The 19,851-nt window shown below is 54.2% G+C and carries 21 protein-coding genes; 3 read left to right on the top strand and 18 right to left on the bottom strand.

All coding sequences use genetic code 11. The features are described 5' to 3' along the window. Window positions 1-82 precede the first annotated feature (82 nt). The 4 genes from EDM54_RS07975 to EDM54_RS07960 are packed head-to-tail and all read right to left on the bottom strand — an operon-like array spanning window position 83 to window position 5,175. Window positions 83-1,291 (bottom strand): WG repeat-containing protein, encoded by a 1,209-nt coding sequence (locus tag EDM54_RS07975; protein WP_003393156.1) that lies wholly within the window; start codon window positions 1,289-1,291, stop codon window positions 83-85. 11 nt (window positions 1,292-1,302) lie between these two features. Then, window positions 1,303-1,887 carry a hypothetical protein gene (locus EDM54_RS07970; RefSeq protein ID WP_172920226.1) on the bottom strand — a complete coding sequence of 195 codons (585 nt, stop codon included), beginning with the start codon at window positions 1,885-1,887 and terminating at the stop codon, window positions 1,303-1,305. 23 nt (window positions 1,888-1,910) lie between these two features. Further along, window positions 1,911-2,348 carry a hypothetical protein gene (locus tag EDM54_RS07965; RefSeq protein ID WP_122958037.1) on the bottom strand — a complete coding sequence of 146 codons (438 nt, stop codon included), beginning with the start codon at window positions 2,346-2,348 and terminating at the stop codon, window positions 1,911-1,913. Further along, window positions 2,335-5,175 carry an AAA family ATPase gene (locus EDM54_RS07960; RefSeq protein WP_170208382.1) on the bottom strand — a complete coding sequence of 947 codons (2,841 nt, stop codon included), beginning with the start codon at window positions 5,173-5,175 and terminating at the stop codon, window positions 2,335-2,337. The genes EDM54_RS07965 and EDM54_RS07960 overlap by 14 nt, the downstream gene beginning before the upstream one ends. Before the next feature lie 122 nt (window positions 5,176-5,297). On the opposite strand from EDM54_RS07960, the gene EDM54_RS07955 reads away from it, so the two are divergent. After that, window positions 5,298-5,642, top strand: coding sequence for a DUF192 domain-containing protein (locus EDM54_RS07955; protein ID WP_003393146.1), 345 nt, complete (start codon window positions 5,298-5,300; stop codon window positions 5,640-5,642). Between the two features lie 17 nt (window positions 5,643-5,659). Beyond that, window positions 5,660-6,412 carry a DUF7847 domain-containing protein gene (locus EDM54_RS07950; protein ID WP_003393144.1) on the top strand — a complete coding sequence of 251 codons (753 nt, stop codon included), beginning with the start codon at window positions 5,660-5,662 and terminating at the stop codon, window positions 6,410-6,412. Between the two features lie 38 nt (window positions 6,413-6,450). Here EDM54_RS07950 and EDM54_RS07945 read toward each other — a convergent pair whose 3' ends face one another. The 12 genes from EDM54_RS07945 to cpaB all read right to left on the bottom strand — a co-directional run bounded on the left by EDM54_RS07945 (window position 6,451) and on the right by cpaB (window position 16,565). Next, on the bottom strand, window positions 6,451-6,915 hold the full coding sequence (locus EDM54_RS07945; protein ID WP_003393143.1) for a TadE/TadG family type IV pilus assembly protein: 465 nt from the start codon (window positions 6,913-6,915) through the stop codon (window positions 6,451-6,453). 40 nt (window positions 6,916-6,955) lie between these two features. Continuing rightward, entirely contained in the window at window positions 6,956-7,372 is a 417-nt protein-coding gene (locus EDM54_RS07940; RefSeq protein ID WP_003393141.1) for a TadE/TadG family type IV pilus assembly protein, read from the bottom strand. Continuing rightward, window positions 7,351-7,869 (bottom strand): A24 family peptidase, encoded by a 519-nt coding sequence (locus EDM54_RS07935; protein ID WP_024984299.1) that lies wholly within the window; start codon window positions 7,867-7,869, stop codon window positions 7,351-7,353. Before EDM54_RS07935 ends, EDM54_RS07940 begins: the two co-directional genes overlap by 22 nt. An 8-nt stretch (window positions 7,870-7,877) precedes the next feature. Then, window positions 7,878-8,051 carry a Flp family type IVb pilin gene (locus tag EDM54_RS07930; RefSeq protein ID WP_003393138.1) on the bottom strand — a complete coding sequence of 58 codons (174 nt, stop codon included), beginning with the start codon at window positions 8,049-8,051 and terminating at the stop codon, window positions 7,878-7,880. A gap of 31 nt (window positions 8,052-8,082) precedes the next feature. Beyond that, window positions 8,083-8,760, bottom strand: a complete 678-nt coding sequence (locus EDM54_RS07925; RefSeq protein ID WP_171506023.1) for an SLAP domain-containing protein — start codon at window positions 8,758-8,760, stop codon at window positions 8,083-8,085. 29 nt (window positions 8,761-8,789) lie between these two features. Then, window positions 8,790-10,253 (bottom strand): hypothetical protein, encoded by a 1,464-nt coding sequence (locus tag EDM54_RS26410; protein WP_183189151.1) that lies wholly within the window; start codon window positions 10,251-10,253, stop codon window positions 8,790-8,792. A 185-nt stretch (window positions 10,254-10,438) separates the two neighbouring features. Then, window positions 10,439-11,332: a hypothetical protein gene (locus EDM54_RS07915; protein WP_122958034.1), complete on the bottom strand. Its 894-nt coding sequence runs from the start codon at window positions 11,330-11,332 to the stop codon at window positions 10,439-10,441. 35 nt (window positions 11,333-11,367) lie between these two features. Further along, entirely contained in the window at window positions 11,368-12,264 is an 897-nt protein-coding gene (locus EDM54_RS07910) for a type II secretion system F family protein (protein ID WP_003392782.1), read from the bottom strand. Window positions 12,265-12,277: 13 nt separating this feature from the next. After that, window positions 12,278-13,198, bottom strand: a complete 921-nt coding sequence (locus EDM54_RS07905) for a type II secretion system F family protein (RefSeq protein ID WP_003392784.1) — start codon at window positions 13,196-13,198, stop codon at window positions 12,278-12,280. Continuing rightward, on the bottom strand, window positions 13,192-14,565 hold the full coding sequence (locus EDM54_RS07900; protein WP_122958033.1) for a TadA family conjugal transfer-associated ATPase: 1,374 nt from the start codon (window positions 14,563-14,565) through the stop codon (window positions 13,192-13,194). The genes EDM54_RS07905 and EDM54_RS07900 overlap by 7 nt, the downstream gene beginning before the upstream one ends. Next, window positions 14,543-15,814: a CpaE/TadZ family protein gene (locus EDM54_RS07895; RefSeq protein ID WP_003392786.1), complete on the bottom strand. Its 1,272-nt coding sequence runs from the start codon at window positions 15,812-15,814 to the stop codon at window positions 14,543-14,545. The genes EDM54_RS07900 and EDM54_RS07895 overlap by 23 nt, the downstream gene beginning before the upstream one ends. Window positions 15,815-15,839: 25 nt before the next feature. Beyond that, window positions 15,840-16,565: a Flp pilus assembly protein CpaB gene (gene cpaB, locus EDM54_RS07890; RefSeq protein ID WP_122958032.1), complete on the bottom strand. Its 726-nt coding sequence runs from the start codon at window positions 16,563-16,565 to the stop codon at window positions 15,840-15,842. Window positions 16,566-16,798: 233 nt separating this feature from the next. On the opposite strand from cpaB, the gene EDM54_RS07885 reads away from it, so the two are divergent. Continuing rightward, window positions 16,799-18,022: a cytochrome P450 gene (locus EDM54_RS07885; RefSeq protein ID WP_122958031.1), complete on the top strand. Its 1,224-nt coding sequence runs from the start codon at window positions 16,799-16,801 to the stop codon at window positions 18,020-18,022. 52 nt (window positions 18,023-18,074) lie between these two features. Here EDM54_RS07885 and EDM54_RS07880 read toward each other — a convergent pair whose 3' ends face one another. After that, the gene (locus EDM54_RS07880) at window positions 18,075-18,596 is read right to left on the bottom strand and encodes a DinB family protein (RefSeq protein ID WP_039071337.1); all 522 of its coding nucleotides are present in this window, start codon (window positions 18,594-18,596) and stop codon (window positions 18,075-18,077) included. A 74-nt stretch (window positions 18,597-18,670) separates the two neighbouring features. Then, the gene (locus tag EDM54_RS07875; RefSeq protein WP_024984294.1) at window positions 18,671-19,639 is read right to left on the bottom strand and encodes a helix-turn-helix transcriptional regulator; all 969 of its coding nucleotides are present in this window, start codon (window positions 19,637-19,639) and stop codon (window positions 18,671-18,673) included. Window positions 19,640-19,851 lie beyond the last annotated feature (212 nt).

The following is a 19,851-nucleotide window of genomic DNA, read 5'->3' as shown; positions in this document are numbered from 1 at the left end:
TGCTTCGGGCAACATTTTCCCTAGGTAAGTGATCGTGCTGATGCTGACGGACGGGAATACCATGCGATTATCGGATTTCCGTTTACTTGTGGACTGCTCCTGTTTTATCGATCTGGATCAGCTTCCCGTTCTGTTTGACTGTGGCGACGCCATTTTTAAAAGGCGTGGCGTACTCGTACTGGCAATCGATGACGAGGCTTCCCTCGGCGTTGATGTACCCGAACTTCCCGCCCTTTTTCACGACAGCGAGCCCTTCGGAAAAGCTTGTCGCATGGTCGAATTGATACGCAATCGCCAGCTCCTTGTCAAACGGATTGATCTGTTTGACATAGCCCCATTTCCCGTTCTGCTGGACCGGTACAAGCACAGGGGCTGGTGCGGCTTTTGGCTGCGGCTTTGGCTGGGCGGGCTTTGCTGCAACCTGACTGGGCTTTGCTGGTTGTGGTTGCGGCTGTACGCTAGGAGTCGGCTTGCTTTGCTTTTTTGGGCTTTCTTTCTTCGGTCTGGGGGCGGCTTCTTTTTTTGCGACTGTCGGAGGAGCGGCTTTTGCGGCAGTCTCCGCTGTCGCCGCCGGGCTGGGCGTCGCTGCCGCTTCTGCTGGCGGTTGTACCGCCTGTTCCGCTGGCAGCTCTGGCTGCGGCATTGGGGGAACAGATGGAACCAGCTCTTTCCCCTGCCCGCTGAGACTCGACGCTGTCTCTATGGCTGCAACTGCCTTTTCCTTGGCAAATCCAAACAGGGACGAGCGCATATCTTTTCTATCTCCGTCACTTGCGGGGCTGGACCCATTGGGCTCCTCCGTCTCCTCTGCTGGCAGTTCTTTGCTCTCGGAGGTCTGGCTGGCCGGAGCGGGTTCTGGCTGGGCACTTGCCGAATCGCCTTTTCCGCCGCTCATCTGGGACAGTGCGACGCCGTTAATAATCAGCGTGACTGCCACGATCGCTCCTCCGATGATCAGGCTTTTGCGATTGCCCCAGCTCTTCTTTTTTTTGACTGGTCCGGCGGCGGCCGTCACCTGGATGTGCGTTTCCGTCCGCTGCCCCTCATACTGGGCCAGGACGACCATGTTTCCGACCACACCTACAGTTACAGCACCTGCCTTGGTTACTGTGCCAATCTGTGGCTGATCTGTGCTCCAGCGTACTTGCTCAGTAATGTCCTCCTCCCGTCCATCCATCCAGACGAGGTACGCCTTCAACTGTGCGGTTTGACCGGGATGCAGCTCCAATTCAGCCGGTACGACTTTGATGTAATGGGTAGTAGGCTCCCCGGTATTCGATTGTATGGACATGGTGGCACCCCCTAATTCTTCAGGTTTATCGTATAGGTATTTACACCTTGAACAGAAACGGCGTTAAAGTAAGCAAGACCGGACTGAGGAAGCTTCACAGCGTACGAAATGCCTCCTCCGGCATCTTTTAGGCCTTTTACCGTCACTACGCTCGGGACGGGAACGCTGATCGCTGCCGGCTGATTCGTCAAAGTAAGTACGGGGTATACCGACTTTCCATTGACAAGGATCTCGATCTGATCTCCGTCTTCGGCGTTGAAATCCCAAATCAGCATGGTTGCCTCCCCCGCTTCGTCGGCAGGGCTCTCTACGACAAAATCCTTCGCTTCCAAACCGGCCGTATTCTCTTCGGCAAACAACTGTTCACCGGCTGCGACGGACGTGCTGACCCGGCTATTGACGATCTGAGCGGCATCCCCCTCCGGCAGTTGTCCCCCCGTAAAGAAGACGGCCGCGGCAATCAAAATGGTTGCCAGCAAAAATGATTTTCCGATTCCTTTTTCGCCGGGAACCGCATCATGGGGCTCGGGTTTGCTTCTGCTGTCCGGAGCGTATGACCGAGGCGCATCTCCCCTCGTCTCCGACTTGCTTGACATGCGGCGCGACTCTTCCACTTGCATCACCCCTGCTTTCTCACGGTGAGACTAATCGGATATTTGCAGTACCAGTAAGACAAGAAGACCCGGGTCACCAGAACAATCACGACCGCTCCTCCTATCGCCAGCCACTTCGGAAACAACAAGCTGTCTGCCCACTGGTTCATCACTTCCAGACCTGCAGATGTTCCAATCGCCATAAAGTAAGCGATATGCAGGAAAGGCAGCAAAACCGGGTATTTTCGGTACAAGGTTCGTAAGGCTCCCACCCGGACGGATGCGAACAGCAGTCCGCCGATCACTCCCAGCACAATCAGGGGATACCCCAGACGGGGAGCCTCGTAATTGGCTACCTCGATCATGTCGAGGATAGAGAACAGCGGCATGGTGACCAGGATCAGTACACAGGGGAGCAGGAGCAGATAGAAACAGACCGCGAACATCGCCTTAGCTGCTTTCATAGATAGCCTCCTCCACCACATCGCATTCTTCCAACATGGTCAGCTCTTGTATGGTTGCGTGTTTGTTTCGGCTCAGGCGCATGGCGTGCGAGCGTATTGCCCGTTCACACAGATTCCTGGCAAAGCGTCCGTTCCCCGCCATCTTGTCCCCTTGCGTCTGAACAAACTGCTGCCGCATGGCTCGCTCTGCCGCAGCAGAAGCCTCATAGCCTCGCTGCGCCAACAATTGCCGGGTGATTTGCAGCAATTCATCAGGTGTATAATCCGGAAACTCAATGATCGTCGGAAACCGTGAACGCAAGCCGGGATTGCTTGCCAAAAACCCGGTCATATCCTCGCCGTAGCCTGCCAGAATGACGACGAGACTGTCGCGAAAATCATCCATCGCCTTGACCAGCGTGTCGATCGCTTCCCGGCCAAAGTCACCTTCGGCCCCCGCCAGTGCGTATGCTTCATCGATAAAGAGCACACCCCCCAGCGCACGCTCGATGACTTCCCGCGTTTTGAGTGCCGTTTGCCCCACATAACCGGCGACGAGCCCGGAGCGATCCGTTTCAATCAGCTCATCCCGCTTGATTACGCCCAATCGATACAACTGCCGCGCAATGATCCGGGCCACCGTCGTCTTGCCTGTTCCGGGATTCCCTTGGAAAATCATGTGCAGCGTCTGTCCCGCCGCATCGGGTATTCCGGCCGCTTTCCGCCGCTGTGCGATCTGGATTTGTGCCGCCAAAGACCTGACCATGTATTTGACCGGCTCCAATCCCACGACGGCAGCCAGTTCCTCCTCCAGCTCGGCCATTATGTTCTCTGCAGTACCGCGCTCCTTATCACCGATGCCCCAGTCTTCAGCTCGCAGCCACCTCCACTCTTCCGCCCCCGCTTCCAACTGGGCCAGACGAGCTGATTGCCTCCTCACAGCTTCCTCAAACAGGTTGCGAACCAGACGCCCGTTTCCGGTATCGCTTCGGCCCCTTACCTGCTTGCCTTCAATCATTCCGAGCAAATGCTGACGGGCATCGGGATGGATTTCGTACCCGCGGCCGATTACCATTCTCTCCAGAAGCTCCGCCATCTCTTCCGGCGTGTAGTCGGGGAATTCGATCTGCAGCGGAAAGCGGGAGCGAAGACCGGGATTCACTTTCAGAAAGGCGTCCATCTCCCGTGTATAGCCGGCCAGGATAACGATCATCTGGTCCCGGTGGTCCTCCATCGCTTTGACCAGTGTATCGATGGCTTCCCGGCCGTACAGATCGGCAGGGTCCCGGGACAGTGTGTATGCCTCATCAATAAACAGCACGCCGCCAATCGCCTCCTTTATCCTTTCTGCGGTTTTGACGGCTGTGGAGCCGATATATTCGCCTACGAGATCCTGTCTGGTCACCTCGACCAACTGACCGCCCGACAGCAGCCCCATGCTTTTCCAGATGCGGGCCACGAGCCTGGCTACGGTTGTTTTTCCCGTACCCGGATTGCCTGAGAACACCATGTGCATCGACATGGGAAGCTTCGTTTGGCCTGCCAGGCTTCGCTTTTTTTCAGCCGTCACGACATCCAGGCATTCTCGAACGAATTTCTTAACGGCGTCCAATCCGGTCAACTGCTCCAGCTCCAGCAAAGCTTCTGAAAGCTCCTGCTCCTGCCCTCTCGCCAAACCCGGCAGCGGCAAGCTGACCGCTCCGCTGACGAGAACGAGCTCTCCCTCCCGGAAAGCCACCAGCGCCTCCTGATCGGAACGAAGCACTCCTCTCGCTCTCCAGTCCAGCAATTGCGGGGTAAATACATGTGTGACCCATTCCTCAATCGCCTTCTCGTACCGTTTTGTCTGTTCTACCTGTTTGGCGAGCTCTTGAAAAACGGACTCTTCAAAAGAAAGGGTCAGCCGGATATCCGCTTCGAGCCTTTCTGCTTGCGCCAGACACCTTTCTCCCAGCAGCTTCGCCAGAGTATCAAGGCCGGGGGCAGCAGTGAACGCGCACGTATCCAGACTTTTTACCAGGGCTTGCGGAACGGCTGGCGAAATCATTTTCTCCAGCGTCCTTCGCTCCATTTGTTCAGCGGCTCCTGCTGTTTCGCTTTTGGGAGACGGCTGGTCCACATGGAGGACCAGGAAGTAGTCGGAGGCCTCTATCTGTCCCCCCTCCGGAGTCCGGATCAAGCCATCTGCAAACAGCTTCGTAACGTACTGGACGATTTCCGGGCCAGCCCGCTCAATGCCTCTGAAGCAAACCGTCCCGATTCCGTCCCGAAAGGCATTTGCACAGTCGAGGAGAAACAGCGTATGTGCCTCCCGCTCACCATATCTGTCCAAATCGACCGTCGTGACGTGGCCGTACGGCAACAGCCGCTTTCGGCAAAACTGATCGAGCAGCAAAGATAATGTTCGCAGCTTGCCCGTCCCTTCGGGTCCGGCCAGCAGGAGCCTGTGCTGGACTTTTCCGCTTTCCCGAAGCAAAAAGCTTTTTTTGTAGGCGATCGCCACTTCGTAGACGAACGGCTCCTGCCGGTTGATTTGCCCGTTAACCTCTTCGATGATGGCCGGGAAAAGATCCTCCAGCTCGGCCCGGGACCGGACCCAGGCATGCTTGTTCCACCCCCGGACGGTATCTGCCACTGCCTCTCTTCCGCTGGCCAAAGGGCCAAAGGTCTCTTTTCCCGCAGACGAGGCTAGCGATTGGCTTTGCCCGGCCATCCCGCTCTGCCGAAATGGCGATGTTTCGGGCTGTTGCTGACGCTCTGCCTTTTTCCCCGAAAACCCTCGCTCCCGTATATGGTCAAGCAGTTGAAGCTCCGGAAAGAGAATGCGCATCCACTTTTTCCATGCCATGTCTGAATCGTTTCCTTTCGTCATCCCGCCTCGTCTCAATGGGCTTGATAGAAAAATCCAGAATTGTTATGATGTAGAACAAATGCCAGATTGGGCAAAATATCCAGCCCGGAGGGGCGTTTATGAAGATTTGGAATGCAACGAAAAACAGAATGATCGCACAGCAGGCCAAATGTGCCGACACGTCGGTCACAAGGATGCTCGGCTTGCTCGGGAGAAGCACGCTCCCGGAGGGACAGGCATTGATCATAAACCCGTGCAAGGCTGTCCATACCTGGTTTATGCGTTTTTCCATTGACTGTCTGTTTGTCGATCAACACGGCGAGATCGTCCATCTCATGGAGGAGCTGCAACCATGGCGGTATACTCCGTTTATAAAAAGGGCGGCCTATGTTATCGAACTGCCTGCCCATACGATCCGCAACACGCAGACTGAAATAGGCGATCGACTGGAAATTACAAGCTAACGAAAGGAATCGTGACCATGATCATTCAGCCATCGAATATCCAACCTCAGCCCATTTCAGTTCTTCTGGGCCATAGTCTGAAAACGGGGAAACGGATCTGGCTCAGCCAGTTTCCCTTCCTGTTCCTGATCGTTTCCCTTCTCTTTTGGTCAGAGCAAGCGCTGACAGGATGGGCACAGTCCCAGCAGTTGAAGGAAGCGTTCAGCCCGCTGATCATGACGCCGGTCAACGGCATTCTGCTGTCCCTCTATTTCGTCTACATGGGAATCGTTTTGAAACGATCTCATTTGGGAACACAATGGGATCAGCAGCTTCAGGCGCTGACGGCCTTTGGCAGCCTGGTGCCCGTCGTTATCCTTGCCAGCCTGCTTGAATTTGCAGGGGTGGCATTAGGTACGCTACTGCTGATTATTCCGGGCATTTTGCTCATGATCTGGTTTACCGTCTTTCCTCAGGTGATCGCCTTTGAAGGGATGGGGGCGATCGCGGCACTGAAGCGAAGTCTCTTTTTGGTAAAGGGCTCCACACTTCGCGTCCTGGGCATCATCCTGATCTTTGCCGTCGTGAGAGCAGTCCTGCAATACTTGCCCGGCTTTTTGTTTCCGGCAATTGCCAGTCAGCCGGCGATAGCCTTCCTGCTCTTCCTCATACGCGAAATGCTGATATTGCCGTTTGAGGGCGCCGCCTACTACCTGCTGTACCTGGAGCTTCGCACAAGAAAAGAAGCATTCGATTTCGACGTATACCAAGAGGAGAGCAGCAGAATGTAATACCGTATCTTGTACGGACGGTCGCGGGTGGCCGTCCTTTACTCTTCCATCCTCGCCTCCGCAGATGCGGACAAGGTGGTCCCCTGGATGCCAAACATTTTCATGAAGAAAAACTGGCACTCCGCTTCCGCTTTCACGACTATGGTGCCACCGCTCACCTCTACACCGGTAAGTTGAGCCTGGGGATAATTGATCGCCAGGTAGCTGGCTGCTAGCGACCGTGCTTCGCCCGGTACAAGCACGACCCGCGGTTCTTCGGGCGGCTCTACATTCCAGAGATCGCGGTCATACGAATCCAGTCCCGCCCAGGCAGCAGCGTCAGTGGCCTCGGACAGCTTCGCCTGATGATAGGCGATCACCCCGGTGTCAATGACCAGCCCGGCCACAGCCACAAGGACAGGAAGAAAAGCGGCGAACAGCACCAGGGCGCCGCCCTTTTCGTCCCGTTTCCACCGGCCCCACTTTCGTTTCCATTCCTTTTTCCACTTCGCTGGTATTTTCATCTGACCTCATTCTTTCCTGCTCAGGATTTTTGTCCCACCGCTATAGCACTTTATAGACAGCCGTATGCTCAAGCTTTACAACAGGATTGGAGAAAAACGCGCTGATGATCGGGATCGTCACCGGGTAGTCATAAGTGACTGTCACGCTGATGTCATTTCCCGTTTCCCGGATCTGGACATCGTGAGACCCGCTCAGGCCGTTCGTTAGAATGGACAGGGCGGTGTTGCGGATTTTGGCCCGCGCGGCTCCTGCCCCCTCATCATCCCAGACAGCGCCGCCCACCCGCGCTCCCTGGCTGGCAGACAAGACCACGAGGGTTTTGGCGTACATCATATGTCCAAAAACGAGGATGCCCGTGATCAGCAGGATCATGACAGGCAGGACAATCGCAAATTCCGTGATGGCCTGCCCTTCTTCTCTTTTGACAAGTTGTCTCAGACGATTGCGGATCCCCAATACATGGTCACCACCGTTCCGATAAATATTGCGATGCCGTACGGAAATACCGGCTGGGAGCGATCTTTCAGCACATGTAAAAAGTCCTTCAGCTTTCCGCTACACAAATAGACAATAAAGAGATAGAGCAACTCGCATGTCCCTTTAAAGCCTCGCGCAGCGACAACGATCCCGGCTGCGATGACTCCGCCGACTGCGATCACGACAAAACTGTTGGTGACGATAAAGGGAAGACCCATGACCGCACCGATGCTGCCCATCATTTTTACATCACCTGCGCCAAAGGCTCCCATCAGGTAAGGGACAAGAAATATTCCAAGTCCGGCCAGCAAGCCCAAAAGATGCTCCACGAAGCCGGACCAGCCGTACAGAATGGTACCGTTTGCCAGTCCGGCCAGCGCGAGCGATACCGTCAACAGGTTGGGGATTCGATATTTCCACACGTCAAAGATAAGCGCGATCGTCAGACCGAACAGGCAAAGGCCGTATGTGAACATTTCCAAACTCAGCTGCCCTTGCCAAGACCGTCAGCAATATCTTTAAATACTTTGACAATCTTATCCTTCATGGCGACCAGGCCAGCGATGGCGGCAATCGCGATGATGCCGAGAATCAAGCCGTACTCGCTGAGCGCCTGTCCTTCTTCTTCTTTCCAAAATTTCACCAGTGCTTGTTTCATTGCGAATCCCTCCATTGAATGGTTGATTGATTTAGAAGCCTTGCAGTGTAAAAACATACCCTTCCTGCTGAAATGAATAATTGCTGTTCAGAACGTCCTTCTTGTCAACGACGATGCTGAGCGGACGTGCTTCCCCTGTCGAAAGACTGCCAATGTCCTGAGCATTCGGAGCAAACGGAACCTCGACTACCTTTTGTCCATCTGCTTGGTAAATCGTCAGCACAGCTTTCGAAAGGTCGGCAGACGTCAGTGTTTTCCCTGGTACGCCATTTCTCAGCAGCATCACCGCGAGAAGCGAGCCGTCCTCCTGGTAGGCTGCCGTCACTGGAACGACATCCACGCTGCCTTCAGCCAGCGGCAGATAGAGATCCATCAGTGTCGTCAAATATTTTTTCATTTCCTCTGTTCGAAATGGTTCTTGATGCTCCAATACGGAAAGCTTCGATTCGACCCACTTTCCGCCTTGGCCGATGATTTCATCCCTTTTTGCTTTTAGCTGATCCTTTACCGCTTCCAACTGCTTTATCCGCTCCTCCAGATCTTCTTGCTGCAGATTCGCCAGTTGTTCAGCGCGATACTGAAGCTTCCGGTCAGCTCCGTTCTCCGGTCCGGTAGCAGGGGCGGACGTGCTGCTCTCCCCGCCGCAAGCGGCGAGAAAGAGGAGCAGGCACGTCGCCATCATGATGCTGCTTATCTTTTTCAGTTGCATGGTAACGTCCTTTCCATCATCCGGTCGACTCAACCAAATGACTTTCGTACATTGCTGAAGAAGCCTCCGATTGCGTTTCGTGCAGAGCTGGCTGCCTTGCGTGTCGAGCTCCACGCCCGGCTTGCTGTCTTCTTCGTCGAAGACCATGCGCGGTTCGCCGTCTTCTTCGTCGAAGACCAAGCATGGCTCGCTGTCTTCTTCGTTGCAGACCAAGCACGGCTTGCTGTCTTCTTCGTTGCAGACCATGCACGGCTTGCTGTCTTCTTTGTCGAGGACCAAGCACGGCTTGCTGTCTTCTTCGTTGCGGACCATGCGCGGCTCGCTGTCTTCTTCGTTGCGGACCATGCGCGGCTCGCTGTTTTCTTCGTTGCAGACCAAGCACGGCTCGCTGTCTTCTTCGTCGCGGCCCAAGCACGGCTCGCTGTTTTCTTCGTTGCGGCCCAAGCACGGCTAGCTGTCTTCTTCGTCGCGGCCCAAGCACGACTAGCTGTCTTCTTCGTCGCGGCCCACGCCCTGCTTGCAGCCTGCTTTGTTGCACTCCAAGCCTGGCTCGCTGTCTTCTTTATTGCGGACCACGTATTTGCGGCAAAGTTTTTCGTCGCGTTCCATGCGTATCGGCCCAATTCTTTGCCTTTGTTCCACACCCATTTGGCGGCTGCGGCAATTTCTTTCCGATACTTCAGAGCTGTGGACACGACTGCCGCTCCAAGTGCAATCCCCGCCACGATCGGTGCAGCAGGCGTCGCAAGCAGGAACGGCAACGCCACTCCGGCAAGACCTCCGATGATATCGACGGAGCCCTCTGCGATTTTCCAGCCGTCGTTGTTCTTCGCTCCCTGAACGACATCATACACACCGAATCCAGCGGAAATCGCGGCGAACGGCGCCCCGACTTTGGCCAGAAAAACGCTGGCTGGCCCGTTTTGCAGCGTCGTCCAGGCGAACTCGTTTTTCAGCTTCGTCCACCAGCTTACATTCGCGGCGGTATTGACTGCGCCTGTAAACACGGTTTGATAGTTGAAAGCTGCCCGGAATTCCACAGCCTTGAGAGCAGGGTCTATCCCTTTCTCGATCAGCTGCACGCTCCAGTGGGTATCTCCTGCTTCGTTGAAAATCTTTGACCCGGAGGCTACGACGCCGAGGGTTCCCACAATGATGTTGCCTCCGCTCGGGGAGCTGCTGATGCTCTCTACTGCCTTGGCGACCTCCAGTACATACGTAAATGTATTATTGAATGTCTTTCCGGCCTTGTAGGCAGTGTCGTCCTGTCCCTTTCCATCCGGCAAGGCTCCGGGTGCTGCCCCGTTTGCTCCAGATCCCGGCTTTACGTCGTTCTTTTCATCTGCCTTGATCATGTTGGGAGTGGGTTTCTCGTTTGCCGACACCATCTCTGAAGGCACGGCAAACCATAGCAAGTTGAGCAGCACGATGAGGAAAACAGACACACCGGCGATCAGACGCCTACTCTGTTTTTTCCTGAACCACCTGTACATGATCTACCTTCCTTCCTGCTTAGTAAAAAAACCTCCATCGAAGACTTTGCAAGGATGAATGAATAGCGCTTTGCCGGAAGGTTTTTATGCGGTCGTATAGGGAGAGATCCACCTCCTCCAACAGATTTTGTATTTGTTATCGCAGCTACCCCCCCCCTTTCTACGCGCTCCTCTCGGATGGTCAGTCATGCCTGTATGCTGCTTCCTTCCGCTCCGAGGAGCCATTTTTGCCTCAGCAAATCAGCGGTATGCTTGCCGATAAAATCCCTTGTTTCGTTCTTGGCTGTCCAGATTGCCTGCTCAAGTGTTTGCGCACCGCGCTCCGCTATTGAGACCCGCTCCACCTGAAAGGAATTCTCCAGTAAAGCGACGATGTTCTGAGCTAGCTTCTCCTCACCAGCACCAAGCCATTTCTGGGCCAGCGCTTCAGAGAGCAGTCGCTTTGTTTCCGTGCGGGCTGTATGCGACTCCAGAAGGACCAGCACTCTTTTCCGCGAGTCATCCATGAAATCCAGCATCGCTTTGTCAAGCTGAGCCACCTCTTGCTCCCTCAGCGGCTGGCCCGCCTTGATCGGCTCGAGCCGCCACAAAACCTCTCTTCCCGATGAGTTAATGCGCTCACCGAGCTGTGCTCCTTGTTTCAGGTACTGCTTGTAGCCATCCAGGTGAGCCTGTGCCGCTCTCCCCTGCTCCTCCCCGAGACGATCCAGCACCTTCTTTCCCAATTCCTCCACGTGCCGGATGATCGGCACAAACGACTGAGGATCGACAGCCAAATTTTTTTTGAGATAACCGGCGTTGTTGTCGAGTGTCACGATCAACTGGTACATTCGCAGACAGCGCTGCGTCACGTTCTGGTCTGGGACCAACCGGCCTGTTTGATCCACGATGGCGAATTTCTCAAAATTCGTTTCCATCCGAAGCAGCACAGACATTGGATAGATGCCCACCAGACGATAAGCTTCGCCGTCCACAACCATCTCCGAGCTCATGTATATCTGCTGCAAGCCGCGCTTAAACGGGGACAGCGCTGTTTTGAAAACACCCTTTGCCGGCGACATGATCCATAGCAATTTCATTGTCAGTCCTCCTTGTTCGTACATGGACAAATCGCTTAATTCATGACAAACCGAGCCAACTCAATAAACACAGGTCCCAGCATAAATATGGTCATCGCCGGAAAGGCAAGCAGCAGCAAAGGCAGGAACAGCTTCAAAGAAGCTTCCGCACCCAGTCTTTGCGCTTTTTTCTTGCGGTCCTCCCACACCTCCGAGGCTTGCTGGCGAAGCACGCCGGTGATCCCGGAAGCCCCCCGCTCGATCGTCTGCGACAGGGCCGAGACAAACCGGCTTACCTCTTCTACCTGACAGCGATCGGCCATCCGCTCCAAAGCCTCGATTTGTCCCACGCCGTAGGCCACATCATTGACGACCGTCAACAGCTCCCGGGCGAGCACTCCCTTTTGGCGAGTCGCTACTTCGCGGAGAGCGGGAAAGAGATGAAGTCCCGCCTCGCACATGATAGCGACAGCGTTTAGCAGATGCGGAAGCTCACGGCGTATCGATTCCTGCCTGCTTTTGATCTTTTGCCTGATCCATTGCTGCGGCAGGAAGTATCCAATCAGTACGGCTCCTATGGCGATGAGGTAATAGTCGGAATTCCCGTTTGCCCAGCCCAGAAACAGAAAGTACAAGCCGGCCAGTACAGCCGATCCCGCCTGGACGCTTACGAAATTCTCCACGGTCCAGTTCTCGGCCAACCCTGCGTGAATCAGCTTGGTTTGGATATCCTTGCGCTGTTTCGGACGGATGCGAAGCCGCAAAGCAGCCATCATGCTCATCACGAAAGGAGTGATGAGGTGTACGAGACCGGTTTTTCGAGTGGTGGAAGAAGTCACGTAGGATGACATAAAGACAAAGCCCTTTTTTACTTTTTGCACCTGCAGCCATTTGGTCGGCAAAAAGAGCATGACGACCAGTACGAATGTGAAGCAGGCAATCAGCGTCGGCATAAACATTCACCCACTATATATTGATCTTCGTGATGGCGCGGCCGAGGAAGTAGTTGGCGACCAGCATCAGAGCGGCTAGGAACATCAATGACGACCCGACCCAGGAATCGTACATCGGCTGCATATAGCCCGGATTGAGCGCCATGATCGCCAGCACAATACCGAGGGGCATGAATGTGAGCATTTTTGCCTCCATTCGCTTTTGAGCTGTCGCCACCATGATTTCCTGCTGGACCGTAATCTTGTCGGTGATCATCATCGTCGTATTTTGAATGACCTCGGCCAGGTTGCCGCCGCGCGATTTCGTGATGAGGGCCGCGTTGACGAATTGCGTGACGTCCTCCTGATTGACCGCATCGCGGAATTTTTGCAGCGCTTCCTCCAGCGATACGCCAAAATGGATGTCCCGATTGAGCTTTTCCAGTTCATCCAGCATGGGGCGATCCTTTTTATGGCCGAGCTGCTTCGCCAAGTCTTGCTGACTGCGCAGGAGCGCGACCTGCAGGGAGGAACCTGCCTTCAGCGAGCTTGCGATGGACAAAATCGCCTCGCGAAACTGGAGAACCATGATCTGACGCAGTTTTTCCTGCCTTCTTTTCTTTATGGCCCGCGGAACGAAAAGCCCAAGTACGCCAAACAAGGCTGCGTAAAACTCGTTTTGGAACAGCAGCATGCCAAAGAAAAACAGCGACACGACCGAAACGGCGATCAAGAGATAGTCAAGCAGCTTCGTATCCGACGACGATCCCAGTTGCAGCCATCGCGACAGCCCGGCCCGCTCCTTCTTTGTTTCAATATGACGCAAGCGGTCAAACTGCCGGGTCAGCCACTTTTTTTGCGGAAATTCCCCGTAAATCAGCACGTACAAAAGCTCGATGAAGGAACGGAGCAATACGTACAAAGAGACCATGACCGCTACATATGTCCCTAGCATCTCAACTCCTCCGCTTCAAACATGGTTTCTCCGTATCCCCTGGACAGCCATTTCTCCATCTGCATGACCGGCTCGCCGGTCGGAACGAGAGCCCCCCGCAGCCGACCGTCCTCATCCATGCCTTCCATCCTCCAGCGAAACAGGTCGACGCACTCGATTTCGCCATCGACGTAATCACGGATTTCCGAGATTTGCAGGACCTTGCGGGAGCCGTCGCGAAGGCGGCCCAGGTGAACGATAATCTCTACCGCAGAGGCAATCTGCCTGCGGATGGCGGGGAGAGGCAGTTCCAGTCCCGACATCAGTACCATCGTCTCGAGACGAGACAGCATGTCGCGCGCCGAGTTGGCGTGGCCCGTCGTCAGCGAGCCGTCGTGGCCCGTATTCATCGCCTGCAGCATGTCAACGGCCTCTCCTCCGCGGACCTCCCCGACGACAATCCGGTCAGGACGCATCCGGAGCGCTGTCCGTACCAGGTCGCGAATGGCGATGGCGCCTTTCCCTTCTACGTTGGGCGGCCGCGTCTCCAGGCGGACAAGGTTTTCAATATGAGTGACCTTCAGCTCGGCCGCATCCTCTACCGTAATCACCCGCTCCGTCTGCGGAATGAACATGCTGAGCGCATTGAGAAACGTGGTCTTCCCCGAGCCGGTTCCCCCGGAAACCACGATGTTGTACCGGGCACAAATCAGCTTTTCGAGCCACTCTGCTATTTGAGGGGAAAGGGCCCCCAGCTCCACCAGCTCCTGCATGGTGTAAGGATTTTCAGGAAACTTCCGAATCGTTACGATCGGCCCGGACAGCGAGATCGGACGGATGACTACGTTTACGCGCGAACCGTCGGCGAGCCGGGCATCCACGATCGGATCGCTTTCATCCACTTTGCGGTTGATCGGGGCCACGATTTTTTCGATCAGGTGCAGCAGCTCCGACTCGGACTCGAACTGCAGCGGGGCGCCTTTTTCCGTCATCGCCCGGCGCATTCTCCCTTTTTCCTCAATGAAAATCCGTTCAATTCCGTTGATCATGATCTCTGTGATCTGCTCGTTCTTCACCAACGGATCAATAATTCCGTAGCCGACCAGCTGCTGGACAATTTCTTCGACCATTGTCCGCTTTTCTTCCAAGGTGAGAAGGGCATGGCCGAAGCGGGACTCGCTCTCCTCTTCAAGCACTTTCCAGATCACCTGGCGAAGCAGCTCCGGCTGGCTCAGCAGCTGTTGATCCTTTTCGTTCTGCTCGATGATTCGCTCGCGGACAGCCTGTTTCAGCTCGGGAAGCTGGACGGTTTCCTGCGCACGCCCTTCTGCCGGGCCCTCGCCGGTCGCACCCGCCTTCTTTTGCCTAATGGCCTCTTCTACCCGCACGTGTAAACACCCCCCGCAAGCTGAAGCCCTTGCCCAGCTCTCTTTTTGTAAAAACCGGACAGATGAAGTGTGCAATACGCCGGTAGTACCTGTTGATCTTCAGATGGGGTCTCTCGACGAGCGAGATTCCCCGGTTCGTAAAGCCTTGTATCTGCTGATACATATCCGGGATGGTTTCCGCGATTGGCATGGAGAGGATCTCCTCCAGCTCCGAGGTCGGGAACCCGATCGACGAATGGTAGCGATTGAGCACCAAATAACGGGATTGGAGCGGCCGGTTCAGCTTTTCGACGATATCAAAGGTGGACAAGAGCGACCAGTTGGCGACCACATCCGTCGTCGTCACGTAGAACAGATCGGTCGCTGCGCTCAGCAGAGCGATATTTTTCGGGGAGAGGTCGGTCGATGTATCCATGACGATTACCTCGTAGTCGAGCGCCTCCAATCCCTCCAATATTTTGTCGGTCATGTCCAGCGTCATGTTGCTCATCTTGAAATGCGTAGCCGCACTCAGAACATGCAGCTTTTTCCCCTCTACCTCGACCTGGTGAACCGACTCTTTGAGAGTCGCCACGAGGTCATCCTTTTGTCCGATTCCCTGCTCGATCATCCTGATCGCATCTGTCAATCCCCGGGTCCGGGGCAAATACAGATAGGCAGATATTTGTCCGAAGGTAGCGAAGTCGACAAGCAGCACCTTCTTATCTTTTAGTGCCAGCTGGCAGGCCGTGTTGATCGCCAGCGTCGTCTTCCCTACCCCTCCCTTCGGAGAAAAGAACAATACTTTTCGCGTTTCCTGATTGCCCAGAAACTCGTTCACCGCCGCCTTGCTTTGGACAGGCTGCGTATGTCCCGGCGTAAAAGAATAGATCCGGGGAGCCAGCAAATCGTACGGGATGTATTTATAGACGAACTCTACGGTTCCGCCGTGGAGATCCACCTGCAGCTTCCGCAGCTTTTCCATCTGGTCCGTCCAAATCATGATCTTGGCTACCCGGCGATTCCTGATCTGAATGATCTCCTCTTGCGGGTTCGGCATCAAATCCAGGTTGATCAATACCACATCTACATCATGGGCCCCGCAGTAGGCATACAGCTCTGCCAGGGAACGGACTTGCGCAACCACGCGAATGGTCGGGTGATTTTGTTCAAAATAGTGTTGAATGTCCTGTGTATGCTCACGATCCGTATCCGCTACAGCCACTCGGATAAACGAGGTTGCGCTTGCAGTCGTGTTGTCGTACTCCATCTCTTTTCACCTTCTTTTGCGATCCTTATTTCAGCAGCAGCGAATCTGTTACCGGAGCAACCCTCTCCCGGTCTCCGTTCCAAGGGTTCAGGATCAGATCGATATCACCCTTGTGCTTGGCGAGCGAGAGTTTGACGGCTTCCTGCGGAGAAACGAGAAGCGTGACGTGCTGCATGACGCTCTCCCTTCCTTCGCCCTTCACATTCACACGCTCGATGTCAAACACCTCGACCTGCTGCAGAATCATGTGGGAAACAGATTCTCCTATCGCTTTCGAGTCTGATTTGGAGGTGTAGATCACGTCGACCCAATCCCCTTTGCTCAGTCTGTTGTCCACCACGGAAGCCGGTGGCAGCGCGACGGCTATCAAGCGCTTTTCTTTTGGAATGAAGTAGGTCATATCCACGCTGCCGTCCTTGCGCAAATACATGCTTCGCTGTTCAGGAAAGATGAGCGCTTTGGGGTCCAGTTCCATCGGTTTGCCCGCTTCGATTTTTTGCAGGGTGATGCCGCCTACGACATCTTCCTTGACGGTAACGGGCTTGGTAATCAGCAATCGTGCCGAGTCAGCCGCTACCTCGACGGGCTTTACCATGTCTTCGGTAATGAGCGTGTGTGCCGGAATTTCCTTGGCCGCGACAATGACCACCGTCGTTTGGCGCAACGAATCCAAATATTCGTACACGGAATATGCGATAGCTCCTGCACTCACTAAAATAAAGAAAATACGCCAGCCCACTTTCGCAAACATATGAGTTCCTCCTGCTATGACATTGCCATCGTTTCAATACATTTCCTCTATAGACCGAAAAACCCAAAGATTGGTTGCAAAAAGTAAGAAAAGAACACCATTTTTTATGAAAAAAATTGGGTGTTTTTTCTAAGCATTGTCGCATATCCTGATGGATTCAATGGGAATACCTGTACATAAGAACTGGAGGAAAACGGGAAAATAAGCAAAAAACTAGCCCAAGGAGATTACTTATGGACCTGTCCTCCCAATCAAAAGTCTCTGGTTTTGTCATACCGGTGGAAGGATTGAAGTCCCCGGAAGAGCGGTTGCAGCCTTTTGCCTGGTTTCAAAAAATGCGGAAGGAATTCCCTGTTTCCTTTGATGCCAAGCGAAACTCCTGGGACCTCTTCCGCTACGACGATATTCTGGCCGTTCTCAAGGACCCCGCTGCCTTTTCATCGGTGAGGCCGCAGCAGGGCCCTGTTTTGTTGGGAAGTATTTTGGGGATGGACCCACCGAAGCACCATCAGATGAGAAATATCGTGAGCAAAGCGTTTACACCCCGTTCAATCGCTGAACTGGAGCCACGCATTACAGAGATCATGGGTGAGCTGATCGCACAAACAGAAGGGAAAACCGAGATCGATCTGCTCCAAAGCATTTCGATCCCGCTGCCTGTCATCGTGATCGCCGAGCTTCTCGGCGTTCCTGCGGCAGATCGCCAGCTGTTCAAGGACTGGTCGGATCGAATCGCCGAGTCGGTCGAGGACGACTCCGAAGCAGCCATCCAAAAATTTCTCGCTGATAAAGAAAAGGTACGCCGCGAGCTTGACGATTATTTCATGAAAGTAACGCTGGAGCGGAGAAAACAGCCCGAGGATGATTTGATCACCAAGCTGGTGCAAGCAGAAGTAGACGGGGAGAAACTGACGGACGAGGAAATCATGGAGTTCTGCATTCTGCTTTTGGGTGCCGGCAACGAGACGACGACCAACCTGATTACGAATGCTGTTCGCATCTTTATGGAAGAGCCGAGTCTCCAGGAAAAGCTGAGGCAGCAGCCGGAGCTGATGAAGGGGGCGATCGAAGAGGTTCTGCGCTACTACTCGCCCATTCTGGCGATGAACCGCTATGCGACAAAGGATGTGGAAATCGGCGGGAAGCAGGTGAAAAAGGGCGACCTCGTCGTGACCTGGATCGGTTCCGCCAACCGGGATGAGGAAAAATTCCCGGACGCCGACCGTTTTATCGTCGACCGCACGCCCAATGCCCATCTCGCTTTCGGACAGGGCATCCATTTTTGCCTGGGCGCCCCGCTCGCCAGACTGGAGGCATTGATCGCCCTGCCGCTCATCCTCGCTCATTTCCACGACATGAGGCTGCCCGAGGGAACGAAGCTGGAGGCGATCCCCAGCACTTTTGTTTACGGCGTAAAGGAGCTGCCGGTCCAGTTTACTCCTGCCGCCTATCATTAAGAGCGTTTTTTGAACAAAAAAACGGACTTGGGCAAAGTCCGTTTTTCTGTTCTTATGCTTGTGCTTGCTGAGAAAGCTCATACAAATAAAACACGTAGTCCGTCGGCACGCCTGCGTACCCCTGCTGTCTGAGCATCGCCGCAATATTCCCGCGATGGTATGTGCCATGGTTGACGACGTGCTGCACGATATCAGAATACCTGGCCTCCAGCACCCCGTAAGTAGGATGGCGGTATTGAGTCGTCGCGTCCAGATCTGGCAAACCCGCCAAAAACTCCTTGTACCTCTCGGAGGCAGTGCGGAACAGCTGCTGGAGTTCCTCTGCGCTTTTGCCATTCGTCTCCTCGGTGATGCCCCCGATCGCCTCTCTTATCTTCTCAAAGCTTTCGCCAGCCATCGCGTACAGCCAAATATGATCTGCCGTATAGATATGAACCAGTGCACTGTAAACAGAAGAAAAAATGCTCTGAATCTCTTGACGGCAGGCTTCTTCGGGCAATTCCTTCAGTTGTTGAAAAATCCTCTCATTGGCCCATATGTGGTATTCGTACAATTGTACTGCGTGGTGCTTCATTTCAGATACGCCTCCATTCGCCTAACCTTTTCATGTCCACAGCATAACCGAGATTCACTGACAAATACAGTCAGTCAAGATGAATACGTTTCGTAATGCACAAGCAATGCCTTCGTGACACTCACCATTCTTTCCCGAAGCAGCTTCGGCTCCAGCACTTGAATCGCTCCACCGTACGGCAGCAGAAAGTACGGTACGTAACCCGAGATCGATTCTTCATCCAGTTGAAAGCGGGCCTCACCCTCCGACCGCTCCACCAGAGCGTGTCCGAACAGCCAATGTTCGCAAAGGTCGCGTATGGCATGGGGTTTTCCCTTGATCCGAACGGCAATGAGCTTTTTCCTCTCCGCATCGGGCAGCAAGTTTTGCATGAAAAACTGCCTTGCGGAAAAATCGTCGGGTGGTTGGAACAAAGCATCAGTCCGGGATACGTGATGAATTCTGTCTACGCGAAAGCTGCGGATCTCGCATCGCAGATGGCAATAGCCGACGACGTACCACTTGTTCTTCCAGTAAACCAGCCCGTATGGATCGACATCGCGGACCTGCGGAGACGGATCACGGCCCTTTTGATAGGCCATGGACAGCGTATACCCATCCGCTACCGCTCGCTGCAGCTCTTGCAAAACTGACTCTATCGCAGGATTCGGTGGCGGGTTAATCACATCGAAACCGCGTTCATTCCGCTGAATATGATGCAACTGCTCCTGATTGGTGTACCTCTTCAGCTTGGACACGGCACTGTCCAACGCCTCGCCAAAAGGATAACCGGCCTCTTTCGCAAAAATGGCTGCATGAATCAGCGCCTTCTGCTCGTCCAGGTCGAAAAACAAAGGAGCCTCGATGAAGTGATCGGGCAGGGTATATCCGCCATTGTGACCGGAATCGGCGATGATCGGCACGCCGCTCGCGCACAAGGCATCGATGTAACGGTAGACGGTCCGGATATGAATCTCCAGCGTCTCTGCCAGCTTCTTGGCCGTCATCCGTCTCCCTGTTTTCAAGAGCCACAAGATGGAAAGCATGTTGTCGGCTTTTGACATGTTATGAAGTGCTCCTTTCCTGTTGGCGAGGTTATCGTTATTTCTGTTCACCGCATTAAGATCCGGTTCTCTTTTTTCATGTGGAATTGATATACAATTATCCATGAAGGCACCATAAACCTGCTGGCTTGTTCCATTCGTTCATGCTAAAAAGCATCGTTCCCGTTCTCCGTTATTTTGGGAATGATGCTTTCCATTGCCGATGTAGTCCC

The sequence above is a fragment of the Brevibacillus borstelensis genome (assembly GCF_003710865.1).
In the GTDB taxonomy this organism is placed as follows: Bacteria; Bacillota; Bacilli; order Brevibacillales; family Brevibacillaceae; genus Brevibacillus; species Brevibacillus borstelensis.
Note: the sequence above shows the minus strand (reverse complement) of the source record. Positions and strands in the feature narration are given on the sequence as shown.

What these genes read in the sequence shown, in the direction of transcription:
- EDM54_RS07975 (WP_003393156.1), bottom strand. Translation starts at nt 1,291, where the DNA reads ATGTCCATACAATCGAATACCGGGGAGCCTACTACCCATTACATCAAA.
- EDM54_RS07970 (WP_172920226.1), bottom strand. Translation starts at nt 1,887, where the DNA reads ATGTCAAGCAAGTCGGAGACGAGGGGAGATGCGCCTCGGTCATACGCT.
- EDM54_RS07965 (WP_122958037.1), bottom strand. Translation starts at nt 2,348, where the DNA reads ATGAAAGCAGCTAAGGCGATGTTCGCGGTCTGTTTCTATCTGCTCCTG.
- EDM54_RS07960 (WP_170208382.1), bottom strand. Translation starts at nt 5,175, where the DNA reads ATGGCATGGAAAAAGTGGATGCGCATTCTCTTTCCGGAGCTTCAACTG.
- EDM54_RS07955 (WP_003393146.1), top strand. Translation starts at nt 5,298, where the DNA reads ATGAAGATTTGGAATGCAACGAAAAACAGAATGATCGCACAGCAGGCC.
- EDM54_RS07950 (WP_003393144.1), top strand. Translation starts at nt 5,660, where the DNA reads ATGATCATTCAGCCATCGAATATCCAACCTCAGCCCATTTCAGTTCTT.
- EDM54_RS07945 (WP_003393143.1), bottom strand. Translation starts at nt 6,915, where the DNA reads ATGAAAATACCAGCGAAGTGGAAAAAGGAATGGAAACGAAAGTGGGGC.
- EDM54_RS07935 (WP_024984299.1), bottom strand. Translation starts at nt 7,869, where the DNA reads ATGTTCACATACGGCCTTTGCCTGTTCGGTCTGACGATCGCGCTTATC.
- EDM54_RS07930 (WP_003393138.1), bottom strand. Translation starts at nt 8,051, where the DNA reads ATGAAACAAGCACTGGTGAAATTTTGGAAAGAAGAAGAAGGACAGGCG.
- EDM54_RS07925 (WP_171506023.1), bottom strand. Translation starts at nt 8,760, where the DNA reads ATGCAACTGAAAAAGATAAGCAGCATCATGATGGCGACGTGCCTGCTC.
- EDM54_RS26410 (WP_183189151.1), bottom strand. Translation starts at nt 10,253, where the DNA reads ATGTACAGGTGGTTCAGGAAAAAACAGAGTAGGCGTCTGATCGCCGGT.
- EDM54_RS07915 (WP_122958034.1), bottom strand. Translation starts at nt 11,332, where the DNA reads ATGAAATTGCTATGGATCATGTCGCCGGCAAAGGGTGTTTTCAAAACA.
- EDM54_RS07910 (WP_003392782.1), bottom strand. Translation starts at nt 12,264, where the DNA reads ATGCCGACGCTGATTGCCTGCTTCACATTCGTACTGGTCGTCATGCTC.
- EDM54_RS07905 (WP_003392784.1), bottom strand. Translation starts at nt 13,198, where the DNA reads ATGCTAGGGACATATGTAGCGGTCATGGTCTCTTTGTACGTATTGCTC.
- EDM54_RS07895 (WP_003392786.1), bottom strand. Translation starts at nt 15,814, where the DNA reads ATGGAGTACGACAACACGACTGCAAGCGCAACCTCGTTTATCCGAGTG.
- cpaB (WP_122958032.1), bottom strand. Translation starts at nt 16,565, where the DNA reads ATGTTTGCGAAAGTGGGCTGGCGTATTTTCTTTATTTTAGTGAGTGCA.
- EDM54_RS07885 (WP_122958031.1), top strand. Translation starts at nt 16,799, where the DNA reads ATGGACCTGTCCTCCCAATCAAAAGTCTCTGGTTTTGTCATACCGGTG.
- EDM54_RS07880 (WP_039071337.1), bottom strand. Translation starts at nt 18,596, where the DNA reads ATGAAGCACCACGCAGTACAATTGTACGAATACCACATATGGGCCAAT.
- EDM54_RS07875 (WP_024984294.1), bottom strand. Translation starts at nt 19,639, where the DNA reads ATGTCAAAAGCCGACAACATGCTTTCCATCTTGTGGCTCTTGAAAACA.